We start from the raw sequence: 17,292 nt of genomic DNA, 5'->3' as shown, positions 1-17,292 counted from the left end.
TCAGTTCCAGATGGGGTGCGCGGTCCGCCGGGCAAGAGTGCGGAGCTTAAAGAACCTGCGCTGCGGCCCAGCCACTAGCCCAGGCCCACTGGAAATTATAGCCCCCCAGCCAGCCGGTCACGTCGACCGCCTCGCCGATCGCATAGAGGCCGGGGACGCGGCGGGCTTCCATCGTCTGCGAGGAGAGCTCGGCAGTGCTGATCCCGCCGGCGGTGACCTCGGCCTTGGCGAAGCCCTCGGTCCCGTTCGGCCGGAAGCGCCAGTCGGCGAGCCGGCGGGCGGCCTCGTTGAGCTTTGCGTCCGGGAGGTTGGCGAGCTCGCCCCACAGCCCGATCTTCTTCGCCAGCGCCTCGGCGAGCCGGCCCGGAAGCAATTCGCCGAGCAAGGTGTGGAAATGCGTCTTCGGCCGCGCCCGCTTCGCCACAAGCGTCCAGTCAACCATCATGTCAGGCAGGAAGTCGATCCCGATCTCCTCGCCATGCCGCCAGTAGGAGGAGATTTGCAGGATGGCCGGGCCGGAGAGGCCACGATGGGTGAAGAGCGCAGCCTCGCGGAAGCTGGCCTTGCCCGCCCGGGCGACCACCTCGGCGGAAACGCCCGAGAGCTCGCGGAACAGCACGTCCTCGCCGCCGAGGGTGAGGGGAACGAGCGCGGGGCCCGGCTCGACCACCTTCAGGCCGAATTTGCGGGCGAGGTCATAGGCGAAACCCGTCGCCCCCATTTTCGGGATGGAGGGGCCGCCGGTGGCGATGACGAGAGCGGGGGCCGTGGCGGTCTCGTCGCCATAGCACACGGTAAAGATCCCGTCGGCGTGACTGACGTCGGTGATCGCCTTGCCGAGCGAGATCCGGACCGCGCCCTTCGCGCATTCCTCCATCAGCATATGGACGATCTGCCGCGCCGAGCCGTCGCAGAAGAGCTGGCCCAGGGTCTTTTCGTGCCAGGCGATGCGGTGGCGGTCGACCAGGGCGATGAAATCCTCCGGCCGGTAGCGGCCCAGCGCCGACTTGGCGAAATGCGGATTGGCGGAGAGGAAGCGCTCCGGCACCGCGCCGAGGTTGGTGAAGTTGCAGCGCCCGCCGCCGGAAATCAGGATCTTCCTGCCCGCCTGCCCGGCATGGTCGATCAGCAGCACCCGCCGCCCGCGCTGTCCCGCGACGCCCGCGCACATCAGCCCCGCCCCGCCGGCGCCGAGGACGATCGCGTCGAAGGGGGCGGTGCTTGGCATGGGCGGGCCATGGCATCGCTTCGTGGACTTGCCAATTGCCCCGCCCCGGCTTCGATCGAACATTGTTGGATACATGCAGGATTTGCCGTGTCAGGCTCGACCGACTCGCGGTTCCGGCCGCGGGCGGCTCTTTCCGACCGTCGGCTGCTCACACCCATCAGGCCATGGCCACAGGCTGTTGGATTATCGTGTCATCTTTGTCAGGTTCCGCTTAGCCTTCGACGTCTCCATGGCCACTGCGAACATTCGGACCTTTCGGCCGCCGGACCCAATTCCGAACCCGCGCATTGGCCTGACCTTTGCCTGACTTTTCCATGTCCGATCGCGACACGCGCGAGGGGAAAGGGGAGTCCCCGGATCCGCGCCGCAAGCTGTTGACACCGCGGGACTCAAATCCTACATGGCCTCCATCCCGATCACCGGTATCCGGCGGCGCATCCGTGCGCGCGTCGGCTGTGCCTGTTTTCGGGGACCACGAAGCGCTGAGATAGGTCGTTTGCCATAACGGCCTGTGGAGCAGGAGAAAAATGTATGGCACGTATTGCTGGCGTCAATATTCCAACGAACAAGAGGGTGGAAATCGCCCTTACCTATATCCACGGCATCGGCCGCACCAAGGCCAGGGAAATCACCGCCAAGCTCGGCATCCCGAGCGAGCGGCGCGTGCAGGACCTGACCGACCAGGAGGTGCTCCACCTGCGCGAGGCGATCGACGCCGACCATATGGTGGAAGGCGACCTGCGCCGCGAGACCGCGATGAACATCAAGCGGCTCATGGACCTGGCCTGCTATCGCGGCCTCAGGCACCGCAAGGGCCTCCCCGTCCGCGGCCAGCGCACGCACACCAATGCGCGCACCCGCAAGGGCAAGGCCAAGCCGATCGCCGGGAAGAAGAAGTAGGCGCGAGGGCGCAGGCTTCTCCGCCGGACGGTCCAGGACCAGCCCGGCGTCACACAGGATACAGGGTCAGGAATTAGAACATGGCACGCGAACCCCAGCGCCTCAGGCGGCGCGAGCGCAAGAACATCACCGCGGGCGTCGCCCACGTGAATGCGAGCTTCAACAACACGATGATCACGATCACCGACGCGCAGGGCAATGCGATCGCCTGGTCGTCGGCCGGCATGATGGGCTTCAAGGGCAGCCGCAAGAGCACGCCCTACGCCGCCCAGGTCGCCGCCGAGGATGCGGGCAAGAAAGCCGCCGAGCATGGCGTCCGCACGCTCGAGGTCGAGGTCAAGGGCCCCGGCTCGGGCCGCGAGAGCGCGCTCCGGGCGCTGCAGGCGGTCGGCTTCCAGATCACCTCGATCCGCGACGTCACGCCGATCCCGCACAACGGCGTCCGCCCGTCCAAGCGTCGCCGCGTCTGACCGCCGGGGCCCGTCGCCGCGGGTCCGGACGGTTCGAAGTACGAGTTAGAACATCGGGAAGCACCACCTCGTCACCGCTTCCCCAACCCCAAAGGGAACATCATTCATGGCCGTCAACGCAAAGAACTGGCAGGAAATGAAGAAGCCCAACGCGCTCGAGAAGAAGGCCACCGGCGACAGCCGCCGCAAGGCCACGTTCGTCGCCGAGCCGCTGGAGCGCGGCTTCGGCCTCACGCTCGGCAACTCGCTGCGCCGCGTGCTCCTGTCGTCGCTGCAGGGTGCCGCCGTCACCTCGATCAAGATCGAGGGCGTGCTGCACGAATTCTCCTCGCTCGCCGGCGTGCGCGAGGACGTCACCGACATCGTGCTCAACGTGAAGCAGGTCGCGCTGAAGATGGAGGGCGAGGGCCCGAAGCGGCTGCAGCTCTCGGCGACCGGCCCGGGCGAGGTCACCGCCGGCCAGATCGCCACCACCGGCGACATCGAGGTGATGAACCCCGACCTGGTGATCTGCCACCTCGACGAGGGCGCGACGCTGAACATGGAGCTCGTCGCCGAGACCGGCAAGGGCTATGTCCCGGCCGCCGCCAACCGCCCGGCCGACGCGCCGATCGGCCTGATCCCGGTCGACGCGCTCTACAGCCCGGTGCGGCAGGTCAGCTACAAGGTCGAGAATACCCGCGTCGGGCAGGAGCTCGATTATGACAAGCTGACCCTGACGGTCGACACGGACGGGACGATCAGCCCGGACGACGCGATCGCCTATGCGGCGCGGATCCTGCAGGACCAGCTGCAGCTCTTCGTCCATTTCGACGAGGGTATGGTGAGCGTGCCCACGATGGCCGGCATCGCCGCGCCGAGCGCCGCGGAGAGCGAGGCGGACGCCAACCAGCTGAACCGCTATTTGCTGAAGAAGGTGGACGAGCTGGAGCTGTCGGTGCGCAGCGCCAACTGCCTGAAGAACGACAACATCATCTATATCGGCGACCTCGTGCAGAAGACCGAGGCCGAGATGCTCAGGACGCCGAATTTCGGGCGGAAGAGCCTCAACGAGATCAAGGAGGTGCTTGCCTCCATGGGGCTCCGGCTCGGGATGGATATCCCGGGCTGGCCTCCCGAAAACATTGAAGAGATGGCCAAGAAGCTCGAACAAGAGCTTCTCGGTTGATCCGACGAAAGGCCGCCGAAAGGCGGCCTTTCTTTTTGGCCATCTCGTTTTCGGGAGGTGGCCATTCGGCCACCGCCGGAGAGTGAGCGGGTCAGCCGGCAGCGCGGGGCGCTGACGGCCCGCGCACCGAGGATGAAACAGTGCCCCGCACTGTTTCATGGCCAGGAAGCTGGAGCAGGAGCTTCTGGGCTGATTTCCCGGGTAAGCGTCAAAACAGGAAGGCCGCCGCGAGGCGACCTTTTTGTTGTCCGGGAAGCCCTTGCTGCCAGGAATGTCCGCATTGGGGCATCTGCGGCGAGGACTTCTACGTCCGCTATGGGTGGAAAGTGGACGTTCCCATCACCCAAATCTCTGGTGATTTCGCAGCTTACAAACCCGAAGGCCGGTCGGAGGTTAGTGAGCCGCAGCTTCGGCCCGAACGCGGGAATACATTCGGTCATTCCATTGCCGGGCGCGGCCCACGATCCCGCTAACTTCAACCGGGCATCTCATTTCAGGCAAGCCGCTTATCGGGAGCATGTGCATCCCGTCGCGCCAAACGCGGGTCGTGAATTGCTCGTGCGAAACACCTGTAAGCGGCACGTGGTCCACAGCAGTCACAAAGACGATGAAGGTCGGCCCAGCGTCTCGGTAAACCTCGTCCACCTTGGCCTGCGAGTTCCATTGGCTATACGGTATAGGCAGATCGCGCTGCATCAAGTCGGAGCATTGCTGTTGGGTGCCGCTTCCGGAGGCCGCGCAGGCTGACAATAGCAGAGCAGCCCCCAGTGCTCTCACGTCGGCCTCTCCACCGACATGTGCTTCACGATCTTGCACATGGCTCCCTGATACCCCCGCAGGTCGAACGCCCGCAATGGGTCGCGTTTGGCCGGACCGATATAGCCGGTTGAGGGTGGAAAGCGGAAATTGGAGGTCGCAGAAACTGTGATTAGGTATAGTCAATGAAGCGTGTCAGAGGACTGAGGATCGCAATCGCTCTCTTGGGCGGCATGATTGCAGCGGCCACTCCCGCGCTCGCGGCTCTGGCTCAGGAGAATCGGCAGGTGAACCCATACGAACAGCTTGGAGCACTGGTATCGGATCACTGCCCCGCTGGCTTCAGTGCTGCTCGACTGGAGGGCGAACTTGATGCAGACTGGGCCCAGCTGAAGCTCACTTGCGTCAACCAGGCCGGGGAACGCCTCGAGGAGGCTCCGACAGCGTTCGCCATCGCCGAAATGCACGACGCGCTAGGCAGGATTCGGGAGGACATGGCCAGGCATCGGGGACGCGCTGGAAGACTTTCGTCTTCAGCCTGAGCCCAGACGGCCGCTTCAGCTTCGACGTCCAATATTGAGAGCTTACAAACGTCCGCAATGGGTCGATAGCTGCCCGGCTCCTTCGGGTGTAAAGCAGACAATCTCTCTTGCCGGTGGCGTAAGCATCGCGGGCTGCTAAACTCTCCACATGCCCCGCTATTTTCCTTTGGAGACGCCACTGGCCTTCGATTGCGTGCGAAGCGACCTACTGCGCTTCGATTGGCAACAGAGGTCGGCTGACTTTTCGATGCCGAACGATGAGGAGCATATCCTGCGGGTCACGTTCAACGCGGACGTGATTGCGCGGTTGTTGGATGAAATGCCCCTGAGCATCGAGATCGATCCTTCCACAAATGAGGGGCTTGTCCCGCATCATTTTGCGTATCGCGTGGAGGGCGCACCGTTCAGCGAAAACCAGCCAGAGGATTGGCGGGTAGTGCTTGGGTCGTTGAAGCACTTCCGTTTCGTGACAGGCCGGGGATGCTTAGACGTGCTTACCAAAGGTGAGCCTGAGTTCGCCGTCGTGGCGGAGCGAGGCTGAACGTCTGCAATGGGTCGGATACGGCCGGGCAGCTACGGGTCGAAAGCGGCCGGACTGCTTAGGGTGACAAACGGGCGCCAGAGGTGCTTACTGGTGGGATGGTCCGTTTGAACGATCCGTACCTGCTTCTGGCTGTCGACTTGATCAACTTGGCTGACCCAGACGAGGCCGGCACCGGCATGCGCATTGCGGATGACCTGATGAAAGCGGGTTTCTTCGCGGATGATAGCGCGCTGCCGATTTGCCTTCAGAGATTGAACGGTCTCTTGGCCGATCCTTCCGTTTGTTCGGCAGAGCTGAAAGGGCTTCTGAACCGCGCCTCGAACAAAACATGGAGCATTCAATACGACCTTGGGCCGCGACAATTTCTGGAGGCGCTAAAAACCGCCTTGGAGGCATATATTCGGCGCCATCCACCCGGCAGCCGCGCAAATTGACAAGACCGGATTGCGGGAACGTCCGCTTTGGGTCGATAACAGCCCGGCCGCTATGGGTGGAAAGCGGACCTTAGACTTTGATGGGCTTCGCTGTGGCTGGGACGGATCCGTCCAGCCAGTCGTGGGCGGTTAGCGCGGCCCGGTCGCCCCAGAACAACTGGTCGTCATCAACCCAGAAACAGAAGGCTCGGCCATCCCTTTGAAGGAGCTGGACACCCACTTGACGGGCGTCCAATTCAAGAGCGCGAACCTCCGCCACCTCCGTGGCCCGAAGGCTCGGGAAAAGTGATCCCGTCACGTCCTCAATGACGATGCTTCCGCATTCGCCCATATCGAACGGTTCATCGAGCGGCAGCTCGTCCGCGCGCATCCCGGAGCCGTCGCCGGTCACGGCTAACCGCAGGCTTCGCCCATTGTCGAATGCCAAGAGAAGGCGGAACGGCTCTCCATTCACTTGACCGTCAAAGACGTGCCGGTTGGCGGTTACGGAGGCGAGCCTCATGCGAGGCATTTTTGAAGCGTGTCGCGAATGTCCGCAATGGGTCGATAGCTGCCCGGCGGCTATGGGTGGAAAGCGGCCCGGCAGCTACGGGTGAAGCGGACATCCCCGCGCCGGGGTTGAAGGTCTCTCAGGCGTCCAAGAGCACTTTCTCCAACGCGACCCGATTCTGGCTTTCCGCGACAGAATGAGCGGGCGAGATCCCGGCGGTTACGACAAGTGCCTTCCAGAGAGCCCAGCCGCGTGCCCGGGCCCAATCGCTGTCGGGCAGGTTGACGGCAGTGCGGAAGGCCTGTCGCGTCTGCCGCTCCATGGACGACCAAGCAACCGCGAGATCGCAGGCAGGATCGCCGACCGCCGAACAGCCGAAATCAATCACTCCGGCCAATGCGCCGCCTTCGACGAGCAGGTTTCCGGCGCTGACGTCACCGTGCAACCACACGGGGTGTCCATCGTGCGGCGCCGCCAGCGCCTCGTCCCAAATTCGCAATGCCACTCTCGCATCGATCTTCGCCCCGAGAAGCGCAACCGCCCGTCGCGTTTCGGCATCGTAAACCTGGAGAGATCCGCCTCGGTGGAAATTGTCCGGCCCCGGTGATGGGCCTCCGCTTGCGTCAATGTTCTGTAACGCGGCGAGGAATGATCCTAGTGAACGCGCCAGCCGGTGTGATAGGGAAACCTGTCTCGTGCTGGCCGCCTTGCCAGGCAGCCACTTATAAATCGACCAAGACCAGGGATAACCGTGACACGGCTGTCCCAATCCGATCGGAGCGGGGATCGGTAGGGGCAGTAGAGGACGCAATATCGGCAACCACCGATGCTCCTTTTCGACCTGCGGCGAATAGACCGCGGCGCTGGGCAATCGCACGACCATGTCGTCGCCCAGACGGAAAGTCCTGTTGTCCCAGCCTCCAGGCAGAATCGGGCGGATCGGAAGGCTGGACCATTGAGGAAATTGCGACCCGAGCAGGCGCCGGACCAAGTCCACATCCAACTTCAGTGCGGCACGCGCCGGTTCCATCCCAGCCATAAAACACATCCGGGTCGCGCACGGTCAAGCGCATCCCGCAGATGGCCGCAATGGGTCGTGAACTGCCCGGCCGGTCAGGGTGGACGGCGGACACTGGCCGAGGGTCGTTTGTCCGGATCGATGTCGCGCGCGGGAGCGAGCGGGCATCACTCCCCGACAAGAGTGCAAATACTGCAGGAAATTCCCGGTCAGCAGCGCGCGGGCCGGCAGCCGCGCTAGCGCGACCGGCGCCACCGGGTCTGGCCGATGCGGCGGAGCCGGTTGTCCGGCGTGACTTCGTACCAGCGGATGGTGCTGAGGCCGGCGATGGTCGGCACCGCGATCTCGGCGAAGACCGGCTGCCGTTCGTCCCGCGCCGTCAGGTGCGGTTCGCCATTCGGCCCCATCACGCTGCGCACAAGGCGGGGGTCGTCGGCCGCGGCCACCCAGAGCCTCGCGCCGCGCGCGTTCAGGCCTTCGACGACCAGTTGCGTCGCCACCTGCGAGCGCGGGCAGGGTTCGGCTCCTCCGACCTCGCTGCGCTCACCCTGCAGGTCGATGACGATGCCGACACACCGGGGCAGGCGCGTCGGCGCCCGCGGCGTGATCGAGGTTGCCGCGAGATGCTGCCAGCTGTCGGGGCTGGCGAGCATGGCGGCGCCGGTCGGGGTGAGGCGGACCGTTGCCGTGGCGGCGTTCGTGTCTTCTGCCAGTATCTCGAACGGCTCCAGGTCGAGCAGCCTGCCCAGGCGCTCGGCCGCCGCAAGGCGGGTGCCCGGATCGAACCGGAGGCGATAGGTGGCGCGCCGGCGATCCGGCGCGTCGACGATAAGCTGGCCTTCCCCGGTCCTCCGCAAATCGGGCGCGCCGTCGCCGGGCGCCGCCGCGAGGACCGCCTGAGCCAGGATTGCAAGAAGTCCCATTCGCACTCCCCCTCGTACACAAGCCACGCAAATCAGGCTCTTGCGCCCGGACAGAGGCATGCGAGCCCGCACCCGCAGCCTGGAACAAGGGCCGGCGCATTGCAATCCAGGCAGGCGTCGCCCGGCCGGGGCCAGTGCCTGGTGTCGCGTTGCTGGCAATTCCGCCCCGCGCCCCCTATATACGTCTCTACCGCTCCCCACTGCCCCAGGCGCAGGCGCGGCTGAGAGACCGCTTGCGCTCCCGTCTGACGATGGAGCGCGCCGCATGAATCCTCACACCGAAGACGAATCTGCCGACGCCCGCGCGGCGGACACGGCGCGATTGGCCGGTCGCCCTCCCGCGCGCCCGTTCGACGAAGCCGCCGATGCCGAAGAGCAGCTGCTCCGGCTCGGCGTCGTCAGGGTAAAGGACGAGCATTTCCGGGTCGGCCCCTATCGCTACACGAGGCTCGCCGACGCCCGGGCCGAGGCCGAACGCATGCGCGCAAGGGAGCGCAGGCCGTGAGGCTCCACGACTGGCTGGCCCTGCACAGCCCCGACCTGGCGGACAGCCACTGGGAGTGCGGCCAGTTCGTTACCCGCTGCCTGGTCTGCAGCAAGCGGATGGTGAAGCTGCCGGGCCAGCCCTGGCGCGTCCCGGCGCGATCAACCTGATTGGGATGACCGTGCACTCAATCCGGCACCCCAGGCGGGTGGATTCCCGGATCAACGTCCCGCGCACGCCCGGAGCGCCCGTGATCGCGGTGAACAGGAGGAAGCGGCGCGCCCGCAGATAGCCCTTTCGAAGGCTTCGACCCGGAGCCTGCGCAGGAACGCCATGGCCTCTCCGGCACGCTCAGCCCTCTCCTCCGTCCCGGCCACCCGCCCCGTCCCGCGGCGCCCGCCACATCGCATAAGGCACGATCAGGGCCGCGATCGTGAAGAAGCCGCCGACGATCAAAGCGGGCCAGCGGAGCCACGGCCAGGGGATGAACCATGCCGCGACGGTCAGTCCGGCGATGACCGCGACCATGAGGAGGACCTTCAGCCACTGGCCTGCGGTCGGCGGGCCGGCGTCGAGGCTGTCGGGCAGGGTATATTGCAGGAATTCCGACATGAGGTCGTCCGCGACCTCGAGCAAAGGGGAGAGCGGGCTGCCGCCGCTTCGCAGGTTGTCGAGCGGGGCCTCGCCGGTGAAGGTGCCCCGGGGGGTCAGGACGTGGAAGCGCAGCGATCCCGGCGGGGGGAAGGGGGGCGGCGCCGGGTCGGCCGTGGCTGGCGCCAGGTGCGCGAGAAGGCCGGCGGCCTCCTTCACCAGCCGTTTCGCCTGGACGACGACATGGGCGTGGTTGGGCCGGCCGATGACGCCGTCGCCGGTGCTGACCAGCAGGCTGGCCTCGCCGGTGGCGAAGGCGACGAGACTGGTGGTGCCGCGGGACGAGGCCATGTCGATGATCACGCCAAAAGGCCTCTCGCCCCGGTCATCGGGAAGGGCGAGGTCTCCGGCGCCGGTCCGGAAGGCGGCGGCGCGGCGGGCGGCGCTGTCCCCGGGGCCGGCCGGCCGGTCATAGCTGCCGTCATCCTCGACGCCGGCCGCGGCCGCCCTCACCGCATCCCACATGCGCATCTCTCTTCTCCCCGCTTGCCAGAGAAAGGGCATGGTAGCCGGATCCTGGTTTCCAAGAGGTCAATGGGGCGGCGACATGGCCAATGAACCAAATGGGTTCGCCTATTCCATTGTAGGAAATCATCCGGTACAATGACTCCCCTTGATGAAGGAAAGGGGATTCCCGCGTTCGCTGGAATGTCCTTCGACAGGCTCAGGATGAGCGGAAGGGAAGAGGATGGCTGGAAAACGAAGGGCGCCGCTCTGGCGGCAGGCGTTTTTGCGGGCGTTGAAGCGGACGGGGAACGTCCGGACCTCGGCGTTCGAGGCGGGGGTGGATCCGGGGACGGCCTATGATCACCGGGCGAAGGATGCGGGGTTTCGGGCGGGCTGGGCCGGGGCGTTGAAGGGGTTCGCGGCGATGGAGGCGAAGAAGCGCGCTCGGGGCCCCCTCCACCATGGTTCGCATGGTCCCCCTCCCCGTGCCGGGGAGGAACTCATTCTCCGGCGCACGAAGCATGGCGACAAGCTCGTCCGCGCGGTGGCGGGGCGGTGGTCGCGGCGGGTGGAGGAGAGCTTTCTCGACGGGCTCGAGGCGACGGGCTGCGTCCGGTCGGCGGCGGCCGCGGCGGGGCTGTCGACCAATGCCTTCTACAACAGGCGGGAGAAATATCCGGAGTTCGCGGCGCGCTGGGACGAAAGGGTCGGGCGGTTCAGGGAGCAGCTGCCGGGGCTGATCAACGCGGCGGCGGTGGAGAGCATGAGTCCCGGGGTGCCCGGGGCGAAACGGCGCGGGCGGGCGCGGCTGCCGAAGCTCAGCGGCGGCGAGGCGGTCCGGGTCTATGCGATCAACGAGAATGCGAAGGCGAAGGCGCGGGGGCCGGCACGGCGTGGCGGCATTTCGGCGCGGGAGCTGCAACCGGAGCGCAGCGAGGAGGAAGAGAAAGAGGAGGTCGTGCAGAAGCTGGCGACGCTGCTGGGCATGCTGAAGCGGCGGCGGGCGCAGGCGCGGCTGGCGGCGGGCTGGACCCAGGTGAACGGGATCTGGCTGCCGCCGGGCTGGACGGCCACGGGGCCCGACGAAGGGAGCGGGGGCGGAACGGCGGGACCCGGGCACGGGGCGGGGCGTTGATCTCCGCAAAGGAGACATTGCCATGGCCACGCATCCCGACAAGGAATGGAACCAGCCGCTGCAGCCCGGCCGCACCCAGCCGGAGCCGACGCCCTTCCCGGACCCGATGAAGGACGGCGAGCCGCGCATCCCCGATCCCAATCCGGTCGCGCCGCCGCCCGATTAATGAATTCGTCCCGAAGTGCTGCTTTGGGCCGGTCGAGAAGAAGGAAGGACGTGCGATGGCGGGCGGCTGGGCGCGGGACGGCGCGGTGGAGCAGCAGATCGAGGACAGCCTGAAGGACGCGGTCGCGGCGGCGCGGGCGCGAATGCCGGCGGGGGAAGGCGAGACGCATTGCGTCGAGTGCGGGGAGGAGATTCCCCAACGGCGGCGCGAGGCGCTGCCGGGGGTGCGGACCTGCGTGACCTGCCAGGCGGCGCTGGACCGGACAGTGGTCCACAGCGCGATCAACCGGCGCGGGAGCAAGGACAGCCAGCTGCGCTAGACCCCGGCTGCGCGGGACCGTTGCGGCGGCGCGTCGCGTAACGTCCCGCCGGAGGGGCGGTTCGTCCCGGCCGGAGGGACATGACCGGCGTCAGTGCCGTTGCCTGCGCGAGCCCGCGCCCGTCCCCCGGGATGCGGGCGTTCGTACAGGAGAAATTGCGATGAACACCAGGCTTCTGCTGGCCGCGCTTGCGGGCGCGACCCTCATCGCCGCGCCGGCCATGGCGCAGCGCGGCGGCGGTCATGGTCAGGGCCATGGCCAGGGCATGGGCGGCGGGCTCGGCCAGGGCCGCGGCGGCGGCGTCGGGCTCGGCGGCGGGCTCGGCGTCGGCAATGTCGGCGGCCCGGGCCATGGCATCGACGTCCGCACCGAGGCGCGGGTGAACAGCCGCGGGCCGGACCATGCCTCCGACCGGGCGCGGGAGCGCGCCAATGAGAATAGCGTGCTGAGCGGCGAGGCCGAGGGCGACGTGGTCGTCGAGGAACGGCGCAGCGGCACCTTCCGCCGGCGCGTGAACAGCCAGGGCGCGGCCCATGCCAATGCCCGGGCGCTGGAACGGGCCAATGCGCGCAGCGCGCTGCGCACGACCACGACCCCGACGCGGGCCGACAATCGCGGCATGACCCGGCGCACCGAGGCGCGGGCGAACAGCCGCGCCCGGCTCAACGCCTCCGAACGGGCGCGGACCCGGGCGAACGACAATAGTGTGCTGAAGGACGACGACTAGGCGAAGCGGCCGGCGTCAGGACAGCCGGCGCCGGCCGTAACGCCGCTCATGCTCAAGCCGCCGCCGCCGCCGCCAGACCAGCAGGACGGTCAGCAAGAAGGTGACCGTCAGGGCGAGCAGGGTATAGCCGATGAGCAGGCGGGTGGGCATGAGGCAACTTTCGGGCACGCAGGGACGGATCATTCCGGACCGCAGGGAGAACCGCTGCCGGCGGCGCAAGTTCCGGGGCATAAGGAAACGCCCGGCCGGCCGGGCCGGGGGCGGCGCGTAGGGCGGGTGCCGCCGCGGCGGACCCGCCCCGACGGGCGGCCGTCGTCCGGAACCGGGTCGTCCGTCATTTTCCTAACGCATGTGAATCGAAAAAGGTTGCAGCGGGTGCGCGCGAGTCCCGCCTTCGCCCGGCTTCGGCGGTGAATCTTGACTTTCCGCCGCCGATCCGCTCTAGGCGCCAGCGAAGCGGGCCTCGGCCCGTCTTTTTATTTGGGGTTTGGGCTGTCCCCCGTTCGACAGCCTGGCCGGATGTACCTGAAACGGCATCCGGACGAACGAAGGAAGAAGACATGCGCCATCGCGTCGGCGGCCGCAAGCTCGGCCGCACCTCCAGCCACCGTACCGCCATGTTCCGCAACATGGCCGCCGCTTTGATCAAGCACGAGCAGATCACGACCACGCTTCCCAAGGCGAAGGAGCTCAGGCCCTATGTCGAGAAGCTGATCACGCTCGCCAAGAAGGGCGGCCTCTCCAACCGCCGGCTCGCCCATGCCCGCCTGCTCGACGATGCGCAGCTCACCAAGCTCTTCGACGTGCTCGCCAAGCGCTATGTCGAGCGCGACGGCGGCTATACCCGGGTGATCAAGGCCGGCATCCGCGCCTCGGACGCGGCCCCGATGGCGATCATCGAGCTGGTCGATCGCGACCCCGCCGCCAAGGGCCAGGATTCGGGCCCGGTGATGGTCGACGAGGACGACGAGCAGGTCTGAACGTCTCCCAGACGTTCAGAGCCGCGCCCGGGGGGCGCGGCGACCTGATCGTGGAAGCCGCTTAAGCCGCGGCGCCAGACAGGCTAGGGATGGGGCCGTCCTTCGGGGCGGCCCTTTTTCTTTGGGGAGCGCGCGATGCTGAAGCTCTTGCTCGCCCTGCTGCTCGCGCTGCCGGCGCAGGCGCCGGAGACGTTCGAGCATGCCCGCTACCAGGAAGGCCAGGTCTGGGAATATCGCACGCGGCCCGGCGACGAGGGCTCGCTGCTGAAGATCCAGCGGATCGAGGGCTGGCCGCAGGGGCATGGCTCGGTCTATCACATCTCGGTGATCGGCGTCCGGCTCGGCGGGCAGACCGGCACCATCCAGCACCTGCCGGTGTCCGAGCTGACCCTCAACGCCAGCGTGACGCGCCTCTCGCCGAGCACTGCCATATTCCCGTCGCCGGACGAGGGGATTTCTCTGTGGCGCGAGGCGCAGGGCGGCGTCTTCGACCTCCCGCTGGCGGAGATCATCGCCATCGCCGCGCAGCAGATCGGCGGCCCGCCCGAGCCGGCGCCGGGGACCTAGAAGAGCGCGAGCGCCACGCGCAGCCCGGGCCGGAGCGCCGCGCTCAAAGCCTGCCCGCGAAGAACAGGAAAGCCATGAAGGCGGCGAAAATGATTCCAATCGCCGCGGAAGCGGCGCGGCCCCTCGGCTGGAACATGGGGCTCTCTCGAAACTGGTCGAAGGGTGGCTTTCGGGGCCGACGGGCGGAGAAATAGCCGCCCAAACCTGCAGCCGCGACCAGGACCAGGCCAAGGGCGATCTGCGAACCGGTCATGCGGCGGCCGTACCGGACCCCACGGGAGCGTCGCGCTCGTGGACGAGGATATCCCCCGGCTGGCAGTCGAGATAGGTGCAGATGGCGTCGAGCGTCTCGAAGCGGATGCCCTTCACGCGGCCCGACTTGAGCAGCGACAGGTTGGTCTCGGTGATGCCGACATGCCGGGCCAGGTCCTTGGAGCGGGCCTTGCGCAGCGCCAGCATGACGTCGAGGCGGACGACGATGGCCATCGCTTCCTCCCTCAGACGATCTGGCTGTGCTCGTCGGCGAGGCGGCGGGCCTCGTCGAGCAGGCGCGCAACGAAGAAGAGCAGGCCGGTCAGCAGCAGCATCAGGGCCTGGTTGCCGCTGAGCGACAGGACGAGGCGCGGCGCGCCGCTCGCCAGCTGCAGCAGCGGGTGGCCGACCACGCCGAACAGGACGGTGAGGAACAGCCAAAGGGCGAAGCCGCGCAGCGGCCGGGCGGGGAAGGCTTCGCCGGCCTCGACGGCGCGCAGCAGGGCGATCGCGCGGAACAGGGCCAAGCCGACGAGCAGGCCGAAGACCAGCAGGGAGACCGCGCCCGGCAGCGGGGCGAGGCCGCCCGTCTCGATCGTCATCGCCGGGAAGCTGGCAGCATTGCCGTTCAGCGTCACCCAGGCGGCGAACAGGATCAGCAGCTCGACCAAGGCGGTGGCGAAGGTGGCGACGAGGCGGAGGCGGCGCGCGGCGCGACGCAGTTTCGGCGGCGTTTCAGTCATCGGTTGACAGCCATTTCTTATCGTATTACATAAATAAATTATCAGACAGCATAGTCCCGAATCATCGCTCGGGCAAGCGAAAAGGAATGTTGCGAGATGCGGATCCGCTCGACCCTCGCCGCCCGGTCGGCCCTTGCCGCGGCCCTGGCCTGGACGCCGGTGCCCGGCATCTTGGCCATGTTCGGGCTTTCATGGCTGACGCCATTGCCCGCCGAGGCGCAGCCGACGGCGCAGGCGGCGCCCGCCCCGGCGCGGCCGGCCGATCCGCTGGACGCCTTGTTCGAGGCCGCCGGCCGGGGCGAGACGGCGGGGCTGGAGCGCGCGCTCGCCGACCCGGCGACCGGCCGCGACCGGCGCGCCCTGCTGCGCGCCGCGCTTGCCGCAAGTCGGCTCGACCCGGCGGCGGCGCGGGAGCCGGCGCTGCGCCGGCTGGCAGCGGGACGCGACCCTGCGCTTCGCCGCGCGGCGCTCCGGATAATGACGAGCAGCGCCTTCGCCACTGGTGACTATGCCGAGGCCGCGCGCGCCGGCCGGCTGCTCGCCGAGGCGCTGAGCGCGGCCGGCGACGCGCACGGGGCGGAAGCCACGGCCCGGACCTGGCGGCTCGCCGCCCTGCTCGCGCCGCACGGCCGGTCCCGCGTCGCCGGCCCGGTCCGCCCCGGCAGCATCGTCGCGCGGCGCGACCGGGTCGGGCTCACGCGGGTCACGTTCAGCGTGAACGGGCAGCCGCAAGTGGCGGTGTTCGATACCGGCGCGGCGCTCTCCGTCCTCTCCGCCTCGACCGCCGCGCGGCTGGGCGTCAGGATCGAGGAAGGCGCGACCGCGATCGGCAACGGCGTGCAGGGCAATGTCCAGACGCGGATCGGCGTGGCGCCGCGGGTCGAGATCGCCGGCAATGTGCTCACCAACGTCGCCTTCCTGATCCTCGACGATGCCAGCCTGAATTTCCCGCAGGTGCCGGGCGGCTACGATATTCCCGCGATCATCGGCATGCCGGAGATGCGCGCGCTCGGCCGGATCAGGATGGAGCAGGCGGGGCGGTTCACGGTGCTGCCGCCGGCCGCGCCCGGGGAAGGCGAGGAGGGTGCGGCCAATCTCCATGCCGCGGGCAACCAGCTCTTCGCGGACGTAAGCATCGGCGGGCGGACCGTGCCGCTGCTGCTCGACACCGGCGCGGACCGCACCAGCCTCACCGCGCTCTATGCGGAGAGCGAGCCCGCGCGGATCGCCGCGCTCCGCACCGGCCAGGCCAATGCTGCGAGCGCGGGCGGCACGCGCGTGCAGCGCTTCGCGATCTGGCCGGACGCGCCCGTAGCCCTGGACGGCCGCAGCCTGACGCTGCCGCAGCTCAATATCGAGCTGCCCGGGAGCGGGCCGGAGCCGGACGACAACGGCACTTTGGGCTCCGACGTGCTGCGGCGCTTCGAGAGCTATACGCTGGACTTCAGGGCGATGCGGCTGAGGTTGGGGGCGCCGGTGGAGGCGGGCAGCGGGCAGTAGCGGGGAGTCCGCTTTCGACCCAAAGGAGACATTAGAACTTTCTGGTGCCCGGCTCAGCGACCAGCTGATGTTCGTCCTGCCAGACAATGTCCCCGGGGTCTCTGGTCGTGAGGACTTCCACGTGGACGCCGCACTCCTCCAACGCCAGTTTAAGCTGATGCATCTGCTTGATGTGTTCGGTCGCTACAGGCTTGAACCATGACAGCCCTGGCTGGCCCCGTCCTTTCCAACCCCCTTGTGAAAAATGGTGCGGAACCGCCAGATTGTCTTTGAACCAGCCATAAATCTGACCGATCTGTCGCAACGCCCACGCTGGCGCGAAATCGCACCGCCTCGCTTCGTCCAGCGCCTGGAAAAGGCCAAGGCGATGCCTTTGGCTCTCGACCAGGCGAAAACAGACGAACCTGACATAAACGCGGTCGGGCTTATTCATGGGCCTGATCTAACGGCCTGGCGCGACGGTTGCGAGCCGTGTCCCCTTTCCCCCTCAGCGGACGGGCGGCAATCGATCCGTTGCGGTCATTCGCGCTATAGTTGTATCAAGGTGCCATGTGCAGGATCGTGAAGCGACAGCCGTTGGAGAAGCCGGAGTGAGGCTCGCCACAGCGGCGAAGTGGGCGGCGCCCATCTGGATCGTGGCTATAATCGTGTTCGGCTTGTTGGCGCTCACCGATCCCGCAAGCAACATCGACTCCATCTGGCAGTTCTCGCTTCGCGCCATCCTCGCCTACCCGATTTGCGTATTGTTCACTTGGGCAATCGGCGAGCGGCTCGCCCGCCTGCGACGCGACATCCCCGCGTTCAGACGGGGGCGTGACGAATGAGAAGCCGCCTCATCGCCATCGACA

At 67.4% G+C, this 17,292-nt stretch carries 25 protein-coding genes; 15 read left to right on the top strand and 10 right to left on the bottom strand.

Going from position 1 to position 17,292, the window contains the following annotated elements:
- Positions 1-46 precede the first annotated feature (46 nt).
- Positions 47-1,228: a BaiN/RdsA family NAD(P)/FAD-dependent oxidoreductase gene (locus VEC11_RS13050; protein WP_464131998.1), complete on the bottom strand. Its 1,182-nt coding sequence runs from the start codon at positions 1,226-1,228 to the stop codon at positions 47-49.
- 531 nt (positions 1,229-1,759) lie between these two features.
- Here VEC11_RS13050 and rpsM point away from each other — a divergent pair.
- The 5 genes from rpsM to VEC11_RS13025 all read left to right on the top strand — a co-directional run bounded on the left by rpsM (position 1,760) and on the right by VEC11_RS13025 (position 6,042).
- A complete protein-coding gene (gene rpsM / locus VEC11_RS13045) occupies positions 1,760-2,128 on the top strand; it encodes a 30S ribosomal protein S13 (protein ID WP_464131994.1) in 369 nt (122 codons plus the stop codon).
- Between the two features lie 80 nt (positions 2,129-2,208).
- Complete coding sequence (gene rpsK / locus VEC11_RS13040) at positions 2,209-2,598, top strand: 30S ribosomal protein S11 (protein ID WP_019831586.1); 390 nt, start codon at positions 2,209-2,211, stop codon at positions 2,596-2,598.
- A 106-nt stretch (positions 2,599-2,704) separates the two neighbouring features.
- The gene (locus VEC11_RS13035; protein ID WP_464131988.1) at positions 2,705-3,766 is read left to right on the top strand and encodes a DNA-directed RNA polymerase subunit alpha; all 1,062 of its coding nucleotides are present in this window, start codon (positions 2,705-2,707) and stop codon (positions 3,764-3,766) included.
- 1,446 nt (positions 3,767-5,212) lie between these two features.
- Positions 5,213-5,605 (top strand): hypothetical protein, encoded by a 393-nt coding sequence (locus tag VEC11_RS13030; protein ID WP_464131985.1) that lies wholly within the window; start codon positions 5,213-5,215, stop codon positions 5,603-5,605.
- A gap of 98 nt (positions 5,606-5,703) precedes the next feature.
- The gene (locus VEC11_RS13025) at positions 5,704-6,042 is read left to right on the top strand and encodes a hypothetical protein (protein WP_464131982.1); all 339 of its coding nucleotides are present in this window, start codon (positions 5,704-5,706) and stop codon (positions 6,040-6,042) included.
- A gap of 70 nt (positions 6,043-6,112) precedes the next feature.
- Here the strand turns inward: VEC11_RS13025 and VEC11_RS13020 are convergent, their stop codons facing one another.
- The 3 genes from VEC11_RS13020 to VEC11_RS13010 form a co-directional block, all read right to left on the bottom strand.
- On the bottom strand, positions 6,113-6,544 hold the full coding sequence (locus VEC11_RS13020) for a hypothetical protein (protein WP_464131979.1): 432 nt from the start codon (positions 6,542-6,544) through the stop codon (positions 6,113-6,115).
- Positions 6,545-6,671: 127 nt separating this feature from the next.
- A complete protein-coding gene (locus VEC11_RS13015; protein WP_464131976.1) occupies positions 6,672-7,562 on the bottom strand; it encodes an aminoglycoside phosphotransferase family protein in 891 nt (296 codons plus the stop codon).
- A gap of 224 nt (positions 7,563-7,786) precedes the next feature.
- Complete coding sequence (locus VEC11_RS13010; RefSeq protein ID WP_464131974.1) at positions 7,787-8,473, bottom strand: hypothetical protein; 687 nt, start codon at positions 8,471-8,473, stop codon at positions 7,787-7,789.
- A 265-nt stretch (positions 8,474-8,738) separates the two neighbouring features.
- Between VEC11_RS13010 and VEC11_RS13005 the strand changes: the two genes are divergently transcribed.
- Both VEC11_RS13005 and VEC11_RS13000 read left to right on the top strand, forming a co-directional pair.
- On the top strand, positions 8,739-8,978 hold the full coding sequence (locus VEC11_RS13005; RefSeq protein ID WP_464131972.1) for a hypothetical protein: 240 nt from the start codon (positions 8,739-8,741) through the stop codon (positions 8,976-8,978).
- Positions 8,975-9,127 carry a hypothetical protein gene (locus VEC11_RS13000; RefSeq protein WP_464131970.1) on the top strand — a complete coding sequence of 51 codons (153 nt, stop codon included), beginning with the start codon at positions 8,975-8,977 and terminating at the stop codon, positions 9,125-9,127. The genes VEC11_RS13005 and VEC11_RS13000 overlap by 4 nt, the downstream gene beginning before the upstream one ends.
- Positions 9,128-9,308: 181 nt before the next feature.
- Here the strand turns inward: VEC11_RS13000 and VEC11_RS12995 are convergent, their stop codons facing one another.
- Positions 9,309-10,079 carry a hypothetical protein gene (locus VEC11_RS12995; protein ID WP_464131968.1) on the bottom strand — a complete coding sequence of 257 codons (771 nt, stop codon included), beginning with the start codon at positions 10,077-10,079 and terminating at the stop codon, positions 9,309-9,311.
- Between the two features lie 268 nt (positions 10,080-10,347).
- Between VEC11_RS12995 and VEC11_RS12990 the strand changes: the two genes are divergently transcribed.
- From VEC11_RS12990 to VEC11_RS12975, 4 genes are all read left to right on the top strand, one after another.
- Positions 10,348-11,190, top strand: a complete 843-nt coding sequence (locus VEC11_RS12990; RefSeq protein ID WP_464131966.1) for a hypothetical protein — start codon at positions 10,348-10,350, stop codon at positions 11,188-11,190.
- A 22-nt stretch (positions 11,191-11,212) separates the two neighbouring features.
- A complete protein-coding gene (locus VEC11_RS12985; protein WP_464131964.1) occupies positions 11,213-11,356 on the top strand; it encodes a hypothetical protein in 144 nt (47 codons plus the stop codon).
- Between the two features lie 55 nt (positions 11,357-11,411).
- Positions 11,412-11,675: a DksA/TraR family C4-type zinc finger protein gene (locus VEC11_RS12980; RefSeq protein ID WP_464131962.1), complete on the top strand. Its 264-nt coding sequence runs from the start codon at positions 11,412-11,414 to the stop codon at positions 11,673-11,675.
- Between the two features lie 160 nt (positions 11,676-11,835).
- Positions 11,836-12,402: a hypothetical protein gene (locus VEC11_RS12975; RefSeq protein ID WP_464131961.1), complete on the top strand. Its 567-nt coding sequence runs from the start codon at positions 11,836-11,838 to the stop codon at positions 12,400-12,402.
- A 15-nt stretch (positions 12,403-12,417) separates the two neighbouring features.
- On the opposite strand, the gene VEC11_RS12970 is transcribed toward VEC11_RS12975, so the two are convergent.
- A complete protein-coding gene (locus VEC11_RS12970) occupies positions 12,418-12,552 on the bottom strand; it encodes a hypothetical protein (protein ID WP_464131959.1) in 135 nt (44 codons plus the stop codon).
- Positions 12,553-12,962: 410 nt separating this feature from the next.
- Here VEC11_RS12970 and rplQ point away from each other — a divergent pair, with 410 nt between their 5' ends.
- Both rplQ and VEC11_RS12960 read left to right on the top strand, forming a co-directional pair.
- On the top strand, positions 12,963-13,382 hold the full coding sequence (gene rplQ, locus VEC11_RS12965; RefSeq protein ID WP_464131957.1) for a 50S ribosomal protein L17: 420 nt from the start codon (positions 12,963-12,965) through the stop codon (positions 13,380-13,382).
- A 135-nt stretch (positions 13,383-13,517) separates the two neighbouring features.
- Complete coding sequence (locus VEC11_RS12960; protein WP_464131955.1) at positions 13,518-13,949, top strand: hypothetical protein; 432 nt, start codon at positions 13,518-13,520, stop codon at positions 13,947-13,949.
- Between the two features lie 43 nt (positions 13,950-13,992).
- On the opposite strand, the gene VEC11_RS12955 is transcribed toward VEC11_RS12960, so the two are convergent.
- Genes VEC11_RS12955 through VEC11_RS12945 form a run of 3 tightly spaced genes read right to left on the bottom strand, consistent with a single transcriptional unit; the run spans position 13,993 to position 14,944 of the window.
- A complete protein-coding gene (locus tag VEC11_RS12955) occupies positions 13,993-14,202 on the bottom strand; it encodes a hypothetical protein (RefSeq protein WP_464131953.1) in 210 nt (69 codons plus the stop codon).
- On the bottom strand, positions 14,199-14,435 hold the full coding sequence (locus VEC11_RS12950) for a helix-turn-helix domain-containing protein (RefSeq protein ID WP_464131951.1): 237 nt from the start codon (positions 14,433-14,435) through the stop codon (positions 14,199-14,201). Before VEC11_RS12950 ends, VEC11_RS12955 begins: the two co-directional genes overlap by 4 nt.
- 11 nt (positions 14,436-14,446) lie before the next feature.
- Complete coding sequence (locus tag VEC11_RS12945; RefSeq protein ID WP_464131949.1) at positions 14,447-14,944, bottom strand: hypothetical protein; 498 nt, start codon at positions 14,942-14,944, stop codon at positions 14,447-14,449.
- Between the two features lie 96 nt (positions 14,945-15,040).
- Here VEC11_RS12945 and VEC11_RS12940 point away from each other — a divergent pair, with 96 nt between their 5' ends.
- Positions 15,041-16,444, top strand: a complete 1,404-nt coding sequence (locus tag VEC11_RS12940; protein ID WP_464131947.1) for an aspartyl protease family protein — start codon at positions 15,041-15,043, stop codon at positions 16,442-16,444.
- 31 nt (positions 16,445-16,475) lie between these two features.
- On the opposite strand, the gene VEC11_RS12935 is transcribed toward VEC11_RS12940, so the two are convergent.
- A complete protein-coding gene (locus tag VEC11_RS12935; RefSeq protein ID WP_464131945.1) occupies positions 16,476-16,877 on the bottom strand; it encodes a hypothetical protein in 402 nt (133 codons plus the stop codon).
- 157 nt (positions 16,878-17,034) lie between these two features.
- Here VEC11_RS12935 and VEC11_RS12930 point away from each other — a divergent pair, with 157 nt between their 5' ends.
- Positions 17,035-17,268, top strand: a complete 234-nt coding sequence (locus tag VEC11_RS12930) for a hypothetical protein (RefSeq protein ID WP_464131942.1) — start codon at positions 17,035-17,037, stop codon at positions 17,266-17,268.
- The last annotated feature ends 24 nt before the right edge of the window (positions 17,269-17,292 follow it).

Origin of the sequence: Allosphingosinicella sp., assembly GCF_035626655.1 — a bacterium.
Taxonomy (GTDB): domain Bacteria; phylum Pseudomonadota; class Alphaproteobacteria; order Sphingomonadales; family Sphingomonadaceae; genus Allosphingosinicella.
Note: the sequence above shows the minus strand (reverse complement) of the source record. Positions and strands in the feature narration are given on the sequence as shown.

Coding starts and splice junctions, on each gene's coding strand:
- VEC11_RS13025 (WP_464131982.1), top strand. CDS start 5,704: ATGGTCCGTTTGAACGATCCGTACCTGCTTCTGGCTGTCGACTTGATC.
- VEC11_RS13020 (WP_464131979.1), bottom strand. CDS start 6,544: ATGAGGCTCGCCTCCGTAACCGCCAACCGGCACGTCTTTGACGGTCAA.
- rplQ (WP_464131957.1), top strand. CDS start 12,963: ATGCGCCATCGCGTCGGCGGCCGCAAGCTCGGCCGCACCTCCAGCCAC.
- VEC11_RS12960 (WP_464131955.1), top strand. CDS start 13,518: ATGCTGAAGCTCTTGCTCGCCCTGCTGCTCGCGCTGCCGGCGCAGGCG.
- VEC11_RS12940 (WP_464131947.1), top strand. CDS start 15,041: ATGCGGATCCGCTCGACCCTCGCCGCCCGGTCGGCCCTTGCCGCGGCC.
- VEC11_RS13030 (WP_464131985.1), top strand. CDS start 5,213: ATGCCCCGCTATTTTCCTTTGGAGACGCCACTGGCCTTCGATTGCGTG.
- VEC11_RS12935 (WP_464131945.1), bottom strand. CDS start 16,877: ATGAATAAGCCCGACCGCGTTTATGTCAGGTTCGTCTGTTTTCGCCTG.
- VEC11_RS12970 (WP_464131959.1), bottom strand. CDS start 12,552: ATGCCCACCCGCCTGCTCATCGGCTATACCCTGCTCGCCCTGACGGTC.
- VEC11_RS12950 (WP_464131951.1), bottom strand. CDS start 14,435: ATGGCCATCGTCGTCCGCCTCGACGTCATGCTGGCGCTGCGCAAGGCC.
- VEC11_RS12955 (WP_464131953.1), bottom strand. CDS start 14,202: ATGACCGGTTCGCAGATCGCCCTTGGCCTGGTCCTGGTCGCGGCTGCA.
- VEC11_RS12945 (WP_464131949.1), bottom strand. CDS start 14,944: ATGACTGAAACGCCGCCGAAACTGCGTCGCGCCGCGCGCCGCCTCCGC.
- VEC11_RS12995 (WP_464131968.1), bottom strand. CDS start 10,079: ATGCGCATGTGGGATGCGGTGAGGGCGGCCGCGGCCGGCGTCGAGGAT.
- VEC11_RS13010 (WP_464131974.1), bottom strand. CDS start 8,473: ATGGGACTTCTTGCAATCCTGGCTCAGGCGGTCCTCGCGGCGGCGCCC.
- VEC11_RS13035 (WP_464131988.1), top strand. CDS start 2,705: ATGGCCGTCAACGCAAAGAACTGGCAGGAAATGAAGAAGCCCAACGCG.
- rpsM (WP_464131994.1), top strand. CDS start 1,760: ATGGCACGTATTGCTGGCGTCAATATTCCAACGAACAAGAGGGTGGAA.
- VEC11_RS12975 (WP_464131961.1), top strand. CDS start 11,836: ATGAACACCAGGCTTCTGCTGGCCGCGCTTGCGGGCGCGACCCTCATC.
- rpsK (WP_019831586.1), top strand. CDS start 2,209: ATGGCACGCGAACCCCAGCGCCTCAGGCGGCGCGAGCGCAAGAACATC.
- VEC11_RS13050 (WP_464131998.1), bottom strand. CDS start 1,228: ATGCCAAGCACCGCCCCCTTCGACGCGATCGTCCTCGGCGCCGGCGGG.
- VEC11_RS13015 (WP_464131976.1), bottom strand. CDS start 7,562: ATGGAACCGGCGCGTGCCGCACTGAAGTTGGATGTGGACTTGGTCCGG.
- VEC11_RS13005 (WP_464131972.1), top strand. CDS start 8,739: ATGAATCCTCACACCGAAGACGAATCTGCCGACGCCCGCGCGGCGGAC.
- VEC11_RS12985 (WP_464131964.1), top strand. CDS start 11,213: ATGGCCACGCATCCCGACAAGGAATGGAACCAGCCGCTGCAGCCCGGC.
- VEC11_RS12980 (WP_464131962.1), top strand. CDS start 11,412: ATGGCGGGCGGCTGGGCGCGGGACGGCGCGGTGGAGCAGCAGATCGAG.